At 69.3% G+C, this 12,613-nt stretch carries 13 protein-coding genes; 9 read left to right on the top strand and 4 right to left on the bottom strand.

Annotated elements, in window-relative coordinates; all coding sequences use genetic code 11:
* The first annotated feature begins 20 nt into the window (after nt 1-20).
* The 4 genes from ABZX37_RS36540 to ABZX37_RS36525 all read left to right on the top strand — a co-directional run bounded on the left by ABZX37_RS36540 (nt 21) and on the right by ABZX37_RS36525 (nt 3,353).
* Complete coding sequence (locus tag ABZX37_RS36540) at nt 21-1,205, top strand: hypothetical protein (protein WP_354747464.1); 1,185 nt, start codon at nt 21-23, stop codon at nt 1,203-1,205.
* 295 nt (nt 1,206-1,500) lie between these two features.
* The gene (locus tag ABZX37_RS36535; protein ID WP_354747462.1) at nt 1,501-2,325 is read left to right on the top strand and encodes an NUDIX hydrolase; all 825 of its coding nucleotides are present in this window, start codon (nt 1,501-1,503) and stop codon (nt 2,323-2,325) included.
* Nucleotides 2,326-3,102, top strand: a complete 777-nt coding sequence (locus ABZX37_RS36530) for an MBL fold metallo-hydrolase (protein WP_354747460.1) — start codon at nt 2,326-2,328, stop codon at nt 3,100-3,102. It begins immediately after the preceding gene.
* Nucleotides 3,099-3,353: a glutaredoxin domain-containing protein gene (locus tag ABZX37_RS36525; RefSeq protein WP_344265796.1), complete on the top strand. Its 255-nt coding sequence runs from the start codon at nt 3,099-3,101 to the stop codon at nt 3,351-3,353. The genes ABZX37_RS36530 and ABZX37_RS36525 overlap by 4 nt, the downstream gene beginning before the upstream one ends.
* A gap of 517 nt (nt 3,354-3,870) precedes the next feature.
* On the opposite strand, the gene ABZX37_RS36520 is transcribed toward ABZX37_RS36525, so the two are convergent.
* Both ABZX37_RS36520 and ABZX37_RS36515 read right to left on the bottom strand, forming a co-directional pair.
* Nucleotides 3,871-4,944, bottom strand: a complete 1,074-nt coding sequence (locus ABZX37_RS36520) for a DNA polymerase III subunit beta (RefSeq protein ID WP_354747458.1) — start codon at nt 4,942-4,944, stop codon at nt 3,871-3,873.
* A 101-nt stretch (nt 4,945-5,045) separates the two neighbouring features.
* Entirely contained in the window at nt 5,046-6,305 is a 1,260-nt protein-coding gene (locus ABZX37_RS36515) for an MFS transporter (RefSeq protein ID WP_354747456.1), read from the bottom strand.
* Between the two features lie 92 nt (nt 6,306-6,397).
* Between ABZX37_RS36515 and ABZX37_RS36510 the strand changes: the two genes are divergently transcribed.
* Entirely contained in the window at nt 6,398-7,555 is a 1,158-nt protein-coding gene (locus tag ABZX37_RS36510; protein WP_354747454.1) for a glycosyltransferase, read from the top strand.
* Between the two features lie 411 nt (nt 7,556-7,966).
* Here the strand turns inward: ABZX37_RS36510 and ABZX37_RS36505 are convergent, their stop codons facing one another.
* A complete protein-coding gene (locus tag ABZX37_RS36505; protein WP_009084463.1) occupies nt 7,967-8,641 on the bottom strand; it encodes a Crp/Fnr family transcriptional regulator in 675 nt (224 codons plus the stop codon).
* A gap of 159 nt (nt 8,642-8,800) precedes the next feature.
* The gene (locus ABZX37_RS36500; RefSeq protein ID WP_037369289.1) at nt 8,801-9,052 is read right to left on the bottom strand and encodes a hypothetical protein; all 252 of its coding nucleotides are present in this window, start codon (nt 9,050-9,052) and stop codon (nt 8,801-8,803) included.
* A 237-nt stretch (nt 9,053-9,289) separates the two neighbouring features.
* Between ABZX37_RS36500 and nth the strand changes: the two genes are divergently transcribed.
* From nth to ABZX37_RS36480, 4 genes are read left to right on the top strand one after another with little or no spacing between them, the layout of a single operon-like run.
* Entirely contained in the window at nt 9,290-9,973 is a 684-nt protein-coding gene (nth, locus tag ABZX37_RS36495) for an endonuclease III (protein WP_354747572.1), read from the top strand.
* Nucleotides 9,970-10,572, top strand: coding sequence for a TlpA disulfide reductase family protein (locus ABZX37_RS36490; protein WP_354747452.1), 603 nt, complete (start codon nt 9,970-9,972; stop codon nt 10,570-10,572). The genes nth and ABZX37_RS36490 overlap by 4 nt, the downstream gene beginning before the upstream one ends.
* Nucleotides 10,569-11,282, top strand: coding sequence for a CoA pyrophosphatase (locus ABZX37_RS36485; RefSeq protein WP_354747450.1), 714 nt, complete (start codon nt 10,569-10,571; stop codon nt 11,280-11,282). The genes ABZX37_RS36490 and ABZX37_RS36485 overlap by 4 nt, the downstream gene beginning before the upstream one ends.
* A gap of 7 nt (nt 11,283-11,289) precedes the next feature.
* On the top strand, nt 11,290-12,474 hold the full coding sequence (locus ABZX37_RS36480; RefSeq protein WP_354747448.1) for a MarP family serine protease: 1,185 nt from the start codon (nt 11,290-11,292) through the stop codon (nt 12,472-12,474).
* Nucleotides 12,475-12,613 lie beyond the last annotated feature (139 nt).

Below are 12,613 nucleotides of genomic sequence, written 5' to 3'. Positions count from 1 at the left end.
GAGCTGGGAGGAGCAGAGCCATGGTGGAGGTTCACGACGGCCCGATGGACGGGTTCTCGGTGCCCCTGCGCCTGCATAACTTGTTGCTGGCCCTGGCGGGCCGCATCGACGACAGCGCCCTTACCGAAGCGCGGGAACTGATCGCCCGTGCCCACATCGACGAGGCGGTGGAACTCACCACCGGCACGTTGATCGCGGGCCGGATCGGGGTGAGCGAGGCCGAACAGCGCGAGCTGGCGCTGGTCCTCGAGATGAGCCGATCGGACGCGACGCTCGCGAACGACCTGCTGGTCACCGACCACGAGCCGATGCACACGCACCGGTTCACGGGCGACAACCAGCCCGAGTTCGGTCTCGCCGAGGCGCTCGACCGCACCCTGCAGGTGCTGCCCGACGTGCGTTCCGTGCACGCGGTGTGGCGCAACACCCCGGCGGGCAGCGTGCCGGGCGCGTTGCCGCAGCGGGTCGTGCTGGTCGAGCTGGGTCCGGAGGGCAATCCGCCCGCGGTCGCTTTCCGCGTCGACACCGCGTTGCGCCGGGCGGGCATCCGCTCGGTCGTCGAGGTGAGCGGCCCGGGGATCCCGCAGTCGGATTACCACCAGGCCGCGGGAGCTGTCGCGAGCCCGGTGTGGGTCACCGGCAGCACTCATTCGGCCCCGGACTACCGGCCGGAACCGACGCCGCAGCGCAGCGCCCCGGCGCCCGCTCCGGCCCCGGTGCCCGAACCGGTCGCCGAAGCCCCGAGCCGCCACGGTCACCGTCAGCCTGAGCCGGAACCGGTAGCCGCCGCGGAGCCGGTGGTTCCGGTCGCGCCAGTGGTGCCGATCGTGCAAGCCGTGCCCGCCCAACCGGTCGCCATGCCGGAGCCAGCGGCTGAGCCCGCCGCTTCGGAACGTCCGCGGACGGCCGGGTCGGAGACGCGCGCCGAGCGCACGTCGGACCTGACGCCGTCCGAGGTGGCGCAGCTGCGGCGCGCGCTGGCCGAGGATCCGGAGAAGGGTCGCGAGATCGCCGCGGGCAAGCCGAGCATGCACGAGGTGGTCGAGCTGCCCGCGCTGGATCTGGACGATCCGAGCCTGTCCGAACGCGACCGTGCCCTGTTGCGCGAGCTGCACGAGGAACTGGCTGAACGCGAACGTGCCGAGGCCGCCCGGTTGCGGCTCAACGGCGCGTCCCGTTCCGGCGGGGACCAGCACTGGTCCTGACTGTTTGTTTCGGTGAAGGGCCCCTCGCGATTCCGGCGAGGGCCCTTCACCGGTTTTCGGTCCGTGAGGGTCTCTGGGTACGTGAAGGGCTCCTTGAGGGAATCAGATTCCCTCAAGGAGCCCTTCGCGGCTTTCGGGCGACCGGACGCGAGGCGGCGGCTTTGGGCTGGCTCGCGTTGCGGTCCGTGAGGGCCACCCCGAGGGACTCTGATTCCGTGAAGGTTCCCCTCACGGACCGTCGCGAGGTGACACAAGTAATCCGCGACGCGTACGGATTGCGAGGTATGTTGCCCGGGTGGAACGGCCGCGTGAATTCGTTTTCGACATCCCCGCCCGTCCCGGCATCGCGATCCGGGACAACGCGGATGGCCCGCCGGCGACCCCGAAGGACGCCGCCACGGTGATCCTGCTGCGGGACACCTCGCCCGGCGTGGAGGTCTTCCTCCAGCACCGAGTGATGGGCATGGCGTTCGCCGGCGGGATGACTGTGTTCCCCGGCGGCGGGGTGGACCCGCGCGACGCCGACGCGTCCGTGGCATGGGCTGGTCCGCCGCCGTCGTGGTGGGCCGAGCAGTTCACCTGCGACGAAAGCCTCGCCCGCGCGCTCGTGTGCGCCGCGGTGCGGGAGACGTTCGAGGAGTCCGGCGTGCTGCTGGCCGGGACCGAGGACTCGGTGGTCGCCGACGTCGCGCCGTATCACGAAGCGCGGAAAGCCTTGGAGTCACGGGAAATCTCGCTCGCCGGTTTCCTCGCCGACGCCGGGCTTACCTTGCGTGCGGACCTGCTGCACCCGTACGCGCACTGGGTCACGCCGCCGCAGGAGCAGCGTCGATACGACACCCGCTTTTTCGTCGCGAAGCTCCCCGAAGGCCAGCGCGCGGACGGCGCGACCTCCGAAGCCGCCGCCGCCGGTTGGCAACCGCCCGCCGAGGCAGTCGCGGACGCGCGCGAAGGCCGTCGCACGCTGATGCCGCCGACCTGGCTGACCCTCGTCGAACTCACCGAGTTTTCCGAGGCCGATGCGGTGCTCGCCGAGCCGCGCGAGATCGTGAAGACCGTGCCGACCCTTGTCCGGGACGGCGAGAACATCCGCGTTGTCCTCGATACTTCGGAGTCCTGAGTGACCGCTCCTGCTTATGGCGTGCTGCGCCGTGTTTCCGCGACCGCGTCGGTGCTGTTGGAGAACAACCCGTCGACGATGACGTTGGAGGGAACCAACACCTGGGTCCTGCGCGGTGGTGACGCCGCTGGCGCCGTGGTCGTCGACCCCGGCTACCACGATCTCGACCACCTGGAAAAACTCGCAGGCGTTGGCCCCGTCGAGCTGATCCTGCTGACGCACCACCACCCGGATCACGCCGAAGGCGCACCCTGGTTCGCCTCGAAAACGGGCGCGCCCGTCCGAGCCTTCGACCCTTCCCTCTGCATCGACGCACCCCCCTTCGCCGACGGTGATGTCATTGCCGCGGGCGGCCTGGACTTCACCGTCCTGCACACCCCCGGCCACACCGACGATTCGGTATCACTGCTGGTAGCGGGCCAGATCCTGACCGGAGACACCATCCTCGGCCGGGGCACGACGGTCCTGCACGACCTTGGCGACTACCTGCGCTCGCTGCGCACCCTGATCGCCCTGCCCACCGGCACGCCGGGCCTGCCCGGACACGGCCCGGAGCTGCCGGACCTGCCCGCGACCGCACGGGAGTATTTGGCGCACCGGGAACAGCGCCTGGATCAGGTGCGTTCCGCCTTGCGACAGCTCGGCGAAGACGCGACCCCGCGGCAAGTGGTCGAGATCGTTTACGCCGACGTCGACCGCGCGCTGTGGGCTCCGGCCGAGGCGAGCGTGCGCGCACAACTGGACTACCTACGGGCTTCTTCGGAGGACGGACAATGAGCAACGTCGAGGTCGAGTTCTACTGGCGCCCAGGCTGCGGCTTCTGCTCGGCTTTGCGCCGCCCACTGCTGGAGAGCGGCCTGCCGGTGCGGGAAATCAACATCTGGGAAGAGCCGGGCGCGGCGGAGCGAGTGCGCGCAGTGGCAAACGGGAACGAGACCGTGCCCACGGTCATTGTCGGGTCGACCGCGCTGGTGAACCCGACCTTCGACGAGGTCAAGGCCGCAGTAGCTGCGGAGACGGCTGCCTGAGAGCGGTTCCGGGCGCGCTGCGGTTCGTGGCGCTGGGCGCTTGCCTCGGACGCGCCGGGGAGGCTCGGATGAGCTCCCGGCTTGCTCGGAGGTGCTGCGGCCAGCACCGGCCCGGCTCAGCGACAGGCGACCTGACTCAGGCCAGTTCGGCTCGGCCTAACCCGGCATGGCGTGGGTGAGCTGCACGCTGCTCGCGCAACCCGGCTCGCTCCGCCCAACCCGGCTCGGCCCGACCCGGCATGGCGTGGGTGAGTTGCACGCTGCTCGCGCAATCCGGCTCGCTCCGCCCAACCCGGCTCGGCCCGACCCGGCATGGCGTGGGTGAGTTGCACGCTGCTCGCCCGACCCGGCTCGCGCAATCCAGGTTGGTTCCCTCTCACTCCGGCAGCAGCGCCCCGGAGCGGGGCCTGGCACCGTGCGGTCGGACCGCGACGATTCCGGAGCGCATCCCTCCTGGTGCGAATCGGCCGTCCGCGCGAGCACGGAGTCGGCGAGCACTGGAGTCAGTGAGCGCCGGTCACCGAGGCAGCATCGGCATCAGGTAGTACTTCAATCCCACCTCCCGTCCGTCCTCGTCCGCCGGAGTCAGGACGCACGCTCGCAGCCCTGGCTGGATCGCCAGTCGCACTCGTCCTCCGGTGAACGGGGCTAGTGCGTCCAGGAGGTACCGGGCCTGGAAGGACGGCGAGGTCCGGCCGCCGCAAACGTTTGCCTTCAGGTGTTCCTCTGCCTCGCCGGTGTCTTGGCGGGCGCTGGCCAGGCGGAGGTGTGCGTCGCCGACTTCCAGGGTCAGGACGCGGCGGTCTTCGGAGTAGACGCCGACCCGGCGGATGGCGGCGGCTAGCTCGTCGGCGCCTACCTCGACTTCTGTGTCGACCGCATCGGACGGGATTGCGTCTGCGGACAGGAAGCCCGCGTCCAGGACTGCCGTCGTCACGATGCCGCCGGGCCAGCTCAGGGCGAAGTGGCCGGTGTCGGCGTGCAGTCCCATCGCACCGGCACCGTGGCGGGCGGCTTCGGTCAGCAAGGTGGCTGGGACCAGGACGTCGATGGGCTCCATGACCTCCTGCAGCGGCAGACGGGCTACGGCCATTCGGTAGCGGTCTGAGGCTGTCAGGCAGAGTTCGTCGCCGATGGATTGCACTCGTACGCCGGTGAAGACCGGGAGCGGGTCGTCTTTCGCGGCGGTGCCTGCGACGGTGCGTAAAGCAGCGCCCAGGGCAACACCGTCTACTTTGGACAGTAAGGGTGGCGGCGCTGGATCGTGCAGCAGGTCGCGGTCCAGGAGGGGCAAGGCGAAGCGGGCATTGTCCGTTCGGATCGCGAGGCGGGTTCCTTCGACGGCGAGCCGGACCTGGTCGACGTCCAGCATGCGGACCGTTTCGGCGAAAGGCGCGGCTGGCACTACGACTTCGCCGTCGAGATGCGTCGTCGCCGGGCAGGACAGCTGGACGGCCAGGTCGCGGTCGTTGCCGGACACGACGAGACCGTCAGCGTTCGCCCGCAAGCGCAGGCGGGCTTGCCTCGAGAGGAGTCGGCTAGCGGCGGTCACGACGGCCGCTAGCGGCCGTACGAAAGAAGTGAGATCCATGCCACGCAACGTAACGGCGACCACCGACAAAAACGTGAGCCAAGGCTGTTGAGCTGCGGAAACACATCGATATGCGCGGGCACGGACGGTGGGCGAAACGCCTAGCCCGCAGCCCCAACGAGTGCAGCGTCAGCAACCGCGGGCGAAGCAGCCCGTACGGTCCCGCGCAGCAGCCACACCACCCCGGCCAACGCGACCCCAGCCACCCCGGCGGCCAAGAAAGCCGCAGCCGTCCCGGAATGCTCGACCAGGTAGCCACTCACCGACTGCCCGGCCGCGAGACCCAGCGTGACCGCCGTGAGGACCCACCCGAACGCTTCGGCCGCAGTGCCGCGCGGAGCGACGACCTCGATCGCCGCGGAGTGGGTCGTCGACTGGGGCGTGATCATCGCGCCGGCCAGCAGCAACAGCAGCGCCAGCGCCCACAGGCTCGACGGAAGGGCAAGCAGCGCGACGAAAGCGCCGAATCCGCCCAGCAAAATCGGCAGGCGCAGGCCGAGGCGGCGCGGCCACGGGTGCAGGCTGTAGGCCACGCCGAACGCCACGGAGCTCAGCGACCACGCCGACAGCAGCAAACCGCTCAGCGAGGGGTGGCCGGATTCCGTTGCGGCGGCGGGCACAGCGACCTCCACGAACCCGATCACCATGCCGAAACCGAGCGCTGCCAACGCAAGCGTCCGCATGCCGGGGCTGGCCAGCGCGCCGAGCAGCGGAGTCTTGGCCTTCGGGGCCGGACCCCACGCACGCACGGTCGGGTTCAGCGCGAACAGCACCGCGCCGGTGACCATCGTGATCGAGCCGACGACCATGCCGGTGCCCGCCCACGGCGCGGTGATCAGCAGGCCCGCGATGCCGGGGCCGAGAATGAAGAAGACCTCCATGCTGATCGCCTCGTACGACAGCGCGGCGTTGCGGGCTGGCCCTTCGGGCAGGATTTTCGTCCACAGCGCCCGCGACGCGGAGCCGACCATCGGTTCCGAAAGCCCGGTCGCGGCGGCCAGCGGGATCAGCGCGAACGTCGGCAGGTGCGCCTCGATCGCGATCGCGAGCGACGCCATCGACAGCGCGAACACGGCGGCGACGATCAGCAGCGGACGGCTCGGGCCGAACCGGTCGATCAGCCTGCCCTGCACGACCGCGCCCACCGAGACCCCGGCGAGCGAACTCGCCGAGACCAGCCCGGCCGCGGCGAACGAACCGGTTTCGCGCTGCACGTACAGCAGCGCGGAAATGCCGATCATCGCGATCGGGAGCCGGGCCAGGATCGACGCGATCACCGGGCCGCGCGAGCCAGGGGCGGTCAGCGCGGCACGGTAGTCGGCGAGCGTGGTGCGGCCTTCGGAATGGGCAGACTGGGACACGCGTACCAGTATGGCGAAATTGGTACGGAGGTACCAGTTATTTTCTGGTCGTCTTGGTCACGCCCGATCGGGTCAGTCGCTACGCTCGCGCGATGCGGCTGATGTTCTCCTCCGGAGCTGGATACAGCCATATCGCGCCGATGCTGCCGCTCGCCCAGGCGGCACGGAAAGCCGGGGACGAGGTCGCGTTCGTGACCGGTCCGGAAGCCATGCGGTACCTGGAAAACACTGGGCTGCAGGCCGTCTCCGTGGGACGGCCGAGCGATCCTGCCGCCGCGGCTGCGATGTGGCAGCGGGCCCGCGAGGAGATGGCCGGGATGACCGCGGCCGAACGGCTATCCCACCTGGTCGCCGAGTACATGGTCGGCCTCGGGGCAGCCGCACGGCTCGACGACATGGTCGAGTTCGTCCGCGACTGGCGGCCCGATTTCATCATCGCGAACCTCGCCGAACGCGCGGCTGTGATGGCTGCGTGCCTGGTCGGCGTCCCGTACGCGATGCACGCGATCGGCCCGCCGAAGTCCGCCGCGACAATGGAACGAGCCTGGGAAGTCGCCAACGGCCTGGTCCGCCAGCGAGGCCTCGACGGGTTGCCGCCGCGCGACACCGTGCCGTACCTGGACTTCTGGCCCGAGGGGCTGAGTCCGGCCGACGTCCCGTGGGAGTACCCGACGCGCTGGCCGCTCCTGCCCGCCGACGTGGTCCCGACGCCTGGTCCGCGCCCGGCGGTGCTCGACAGGCTGCCGTACGACCGAACCGTCTACGTCACCCTCGGCACCACCCACAACGCACGGCCCGGTGTGCTGGAAGGGATGGTGGCCGCGCTTCGCGACGAGCCGGTGAACGTCGTGGCGACAATCGGCCGCGACGGCGACGTCGGCCGGTTCGGGGAGCAACCCGACCACGTGCGGATCGAGCAATTCGTGCCGCAGACCCAACTGCTGCCCGCGGTCGACGCGGTGGTCTGCCACGGCGGTTCGGCGACCGTTCTCGGCGCGCTCGCGCACGGGGTGCCGCTGGTGGTTTCGCCGCTGGCGGCTGATCATTTCGAAGTCGCCGCGCAGGTGCGGGCGGCGGAGGCGGGGATCGTGGCCGACTCCGGCGACGGGATTCTCGACGCGGTCCAGACGGTGCTCGGCGAGCAAAAGTACCGGGTGTCCGCCGAGTCCCTCGCCGCCCAGATCGCCGGGCAGCCCGCTCCGGCGGCGGTGGTTGCTCGCTTGCGCGAACTAGAGGTCTCGATCCGGTAACAGCAGCTGGATTCTTCGTGAACTAGTGCAACGAAGACGCGGTCTTGGCGTCCTTGAGGGTGAATGGCCTTGAATTCGTGAGTTTTGGCCGTGATGGTTGAACGACAGCCCATTGCGGGCTGGACAGCACTGCAGCACCCAGCTCCCTCCGGCATATGGGTCGGGGCCTGGTCCGGAGGGCGGGGAGCGCGGGTCGTCGGGGGATGATCCGTGCGCAGGCGAGGAGCCGGTGCGCCACGTCGGGGGTGGCGCCCGGCTTCTTGTCATTTTCCTGGCCGGACGCGCGGAAACCGGCGGCGACACGGGCCCGCGGCGGAATGCCGCTCTTGTGGGGGATAGATGCACGAAGGCCACCCCCGGTAGGAGGTGGCCTTCGAAAAACCCGTGCGGATTAACCCACTCGGGGGAAGATCAGCGGGCGCGGCGAGCGAGCCGCTCCGGGTCCAGGATCAGGACGCTCTTGCCCTCGAGCCGCAGCCAGCCGCGGTGGGCGAAGTCGGCCAGCGCCTTGTTGACGGTCTCGCGGGACGCGCCGACGTACTGGGCGATCTCTTCCTGCGTCAGGTCGTGCGTGACCCGCAGCAGGCCCGCCTCCTGGCTGCCGAAGCGCTGCGCCAGCTGCAGCAGCGCACGGGCCACGCGGCCGGGGACGTCGGTGAAGATCAGTTCCGCGACCATGTTGTTCGTGCGGCGCAGGCGGCGCGCGACCACGCGCAGCAGCTGCTCGGCGATCTCCGGGCGGGTGGCGATCCACTGCCGCAGCGCCGGGCGGTCCATGGTGACCGCGCGGACCTCGGTGACCGTCGTGGCGCCGGACGTGCGCGGGCCGGGGTCGAAGATGGACAGTTCGCCGAACATGTCGGACGGACCGGCGATCCACAGCAGGTTCTCGCGGCCGTCCGGGGACTTGCGGCCGATCTTCACCTTGCCGGACTGGATGATGTACAGCCGGTCGCCCGGCTCGCCCTCGTTGAAGATGACATGGCCGCGGGGGAACTCCACGGATTCCAAGGTCTGGGCCAGCGCCTCCGCCGCTGCCGGCTCCACACCCTGGAAAATGCCCGCACGGGCCAGGGTTTCGTCCACCTCGGGTGCCTCCTCGTCGAGAAACGATCACTTCCTTCGCATGCCGAAGGCAGTGTCGCCGATCACTTTCGCGTCAGTCTAGGGCGTGTCGGGCAGATCGCTCGTCGGCTCGCCGCGCCCGGCGCGGCTGCCTGGAACGATCACGTCCGACTGAGCAGCCTAACTCCGCACCTTGCGCGCGCGTAGCCTGGCTGCCCGTCCGCCGAGCCGGCGAAGCCGGAACAGCTCGAGCGCGCGGCCGATCCCGTGCCCGTACAGGGCCCTGACCTCGTTGGGCTGAGCCTGCTCCAGGAACTCCTCGACCTCGTTCTCCTGGACCGCGACGTGCTTGAGCCTGCTCTCGACCCGCTCCATGAACAACGCGAAGAACATGATCACCAGCGGGACCAAGATCACGAACCACACGGTCATGCCACAGCTCCGCTGTTGTCGGTGACGCACTCGGTCATGGATCTCCAGATCCTCGCTCAGGGCGGACGCGCGGCCCGCAGAGGTGGTGCTCTGGCGGTTCGGCCGTCCACCGGCGGATGCTCCCGACCGGCTCGTCCGACTCGCCCGTAGGCTATCGGGGTGCCCCCTGTTGTCCCGAACGGGCCCCGCGCGGACCGCGAAGAAAGCCGGCTCGCCCTCGTGAGACGCGCCCGGCGGATGAAACGTTGCCTCGACGAGGTTTATCCGGACGCGAAGGCGGAGCTGGACTTCACGAATCCGCTGGAACTGCTGGTCGCGGTGGTGTTGTCGGCGCAGACCACGGACGTGCGGGTGAACCTGGTCACGCCCGCGTTGTTCGCGAAGTACCGCACCGCCGCCGATTACGCCGGAGCCGAGCGTTCCGAACTCGAGGAATACCTGCGCACGACCGGGTTTTTCCGGGCGAAAGCGAATTCGCTGCTGGGTCTCGGCGCGGCGCTCGTGGAGCGCTACGACGGCGAGGTGCCGAAGAAACTGGACGACCTCGTCACGCTGCCCGGCGTCGGCCGCAAGACCGCGAATGTCGTGCTCGGCAACGCTTTCGACGTGCCTGGAATCACAGTGGACACTCACTTCGGCCGCCTCGTGCGGCGCTGGGGCTGGACCGCTGAAGAGGATCCGGTCAAGGTCGAACACGCGGTCGGCGAGCTGATCCCGCGGAAAGAGTGGACGATGCTGTCCCACCGCGTGATTTTCCACGGCCGCCGCGTGTGCCACGCGCGGAAACCGGCCTGCGGCGCGTGTCCGCTGCGCAAGGACTGCCCGTCGTTCGGCGCCGGGCCCACTGAGTTCGAAGTGGCCGCGAAGCTCGTCAAAGGCCCGGAGAAGGACCACATCCTCGAGCTGGCGGCGCGCGGGTGACCGCAGTCACCAAATGGGCGCTCGGGGTCGCGGTGCTGGCGGTGGCCGCGCTGGTCGCGGTGCTGACGCTTCGCGGGGGCGACGCGACCTCCGCGCCACCCGCGCCCGGCGACCTCACGGCCGCGCGAGGGTCGGCGAAGCTCGAGGCTTGCCCGCCCGCCGCGGCGAAGGAGGTCGGCCAGCTGTCCGGGATCGAGGCGGACTGCCTCGGCGACGGTTCCCGGGTGGACGTCGGCAAGGTTCTCGGCGGCGGTCCGGTGCTGGTCAATGTCTGGGCGTCGTGGTGCCAGCCGTGCCGCACGGAATTGCCGGTGCTGCAGCGGTACGCCGCCGAGCCGGGTGCCGTGCGCGTCGTTGGCGTGCAGGTCGCGAGCCCGGCTGCCGACGGGCTGGGCTTGTTCACGCGACTCGGTGTGCATCTTCCGTCGCTCTATGACGGCGACGGCCAGACCGGTCCCATCCGCACCGCGCTCAAGGCGCCCTCGTCGTTGCCCGCGTCGTACCTGGTCACCGCGGACGGCCAGGTCCGGTTCATCGCGAACCCGCGGTTGTTCGACAACACTGACCAGGTGCGCGCTGCTGTGAAGGACTACTCATGACCGGACCGCTCGTCGAACCCGAAGCCGTGCCGGAGTGGCTGCGGCCGCTGGTGAAGGTGTCCGCCGAGGTCGACAGCCGCACGTTCACCCGGTTCAGCCCGCCGGAAGACCTGCTCACCCGCGCCGCCGCGGTGCTGATCCTGTTCGGCGAACGGCCTGGCGGAGACGGTCCGGACGTCCTGCTTCAGCGCCGCGCGGACACGCTGGGCTCGCACGCCGGGCAGGTTTCGTTCCCCGGCGGCGGCGCGGAGAACGGCGACGACGGTCCGGTCGGCACGGCGCTGCGCGAGGCCGAAGAGGAGACCGGCGTCGACCCGTCGGGGATTCTGCCGGTCGCGGTGCTGCCGGAGCTGTTCGTGCCGGTGTCGAAGTTCGCGGTGACGCCGGTGCTGGCGCACTGGCACACGCCGTCGCCGGTGCGGGCGGTCGATCCGGCCGAGACAGCGGCGGTCGCGCGGGTTTCGCTGGCCGACCTCGCGGACCCGGCGAATCGGTTCACCGTGCGTCGCGGCGACGCGTCGTGGCGGGGGCCGGCGTTCACGGTTGACGGCCTGTTCGTGTGGGGTTTCACCGCTGGTCTGCTGTCCGTGCTGCTGTCGCTCGGCGGCTGGGAACGGGCGTGGGACACCGGCGATGTGCGCGAGCTTGACGTAGCGTGGGCCGAACATCAGGGCCGGTCGGCGGTCCGGGACGGCACTGGCGAGGAGTGACGGCGCGGTGAACTGGGTCGATGTCGTCGTCCTGCTGCTCGCGGTCATGGCGGCGGTTTCCGGCGCGTTCCAGGGCGTGATCGTCGCGCTGCCCGCGCTCGTGGGCGTCGCGCTGGGCGCGGTGGCCGGGGTGAAGCTGGCACCGTTCGTGATCAGCCTCTTCACCAGCCCAGTCGCGAAGGTGGCTTTCGCGTTCGCAGTGGTCGTGTTCCTGATCGTGCTCGGCGAGACGCTCGGTGTGTGGGCTGGGCGGAAGCTGCGACAGAAGATCAATCCGGACAAGCTCTCTGGCATCGACAAGACGCTCGGCGCGATCTTGCAGGCGGCCGCGGTGTTCGTGGTTGCTTGGCTGGTGGCGAATCCGCTGACTACCGTCTCGGCGATTCCTGGGCTGGCTAAGTCGATCAACTCCTCGGTGGTGCTGGGCGAGGTCAATGACCTGATGCCTGCTGAGGCGCAGGGGCTTCCCAGCGATTTGCGGAAGTTGCTGGATGCTTCCGGGTTTCCGTCTGCGTTGTCGCCGTTCGAGAAGGCTCCTTCCGCGGATACGCCGCCGCCGGATACTTCGCTCAATGTGTCCGCGGTGGCTAAGCGGGTGCATCCGAGTGTGGTGAAGATTCGAGGTAATGCGCCGTCTTGTTCTCGGGCGCTTGAGGGCAGCGGGTTTGTGGTTGCGCCGCAGCGGGTTATGACTAACGCGCATGTGGTGGCGGGGACTGACGAGGTCGGGATTGAGTCGACTTCGGGGGATTACCGGGCTCGGGTTGTTTATTTCAATCCTGAGGTTGATGTTGCCGTGCTGGCGGTGCCTGGGTTGAAGGCTCCGGTGTTGCCGTTTGCTCCGCAGACTGCGAAGGCTGGGGACAATGCGGTGGTGCTGGGGTATCCGTTGGATGGGCCTTATACGGCTACTCCGGCTCGGGTTCGGGGGCGGATTAACTTGCGTGGGCCGGATATTTACGACGCTAATACTGTGCAGCGGGATGTGTTCACTGTTCGCGGGACTGTGCGGAGCGGGAACTCTGGGGGGCCGATGATTACTCCTGACGGGGATGTCATCGGGGTGGTTTTTGGGGCTGCGGTTGAGGATCCGGATACTGGGTTTACGTTGACTGCGGATCAGGTGCGCAGTGAGGTTGATGCTGCTCCGTCGCAGACTGCTCGGGTTGCTACTGGGGCTTGTGCTAATTGACGGCTCGTCGCCTGGCGGCGACATTGCGCACGAGTTGGGCCCCCACCCCGAAGCCTAAGTGTGCTGACGGTTCGGGGGTGCTTGTCAAGGCGGGAAAGATGCCTTGACAAGCACCCCCCAACCGACAAGACGGCGTGGT

This window comes from Amycolatopsis sp. NPDC004079, from assembly GCF_040610415.1.
In the GTDB taxonomy this organism is placed as follows: domain Bacteria; phylum Actinomycetota; class Actinomycetes; order Mycobacteriales; family Pseudonocardiaceae; genus Amycolatopsis; species Amycolatopsis halotolerans.
Note: the sequence above shows the minus strand (reverse complement) of the source record. Positions and strands in the feature narration are given on the sequence as shown.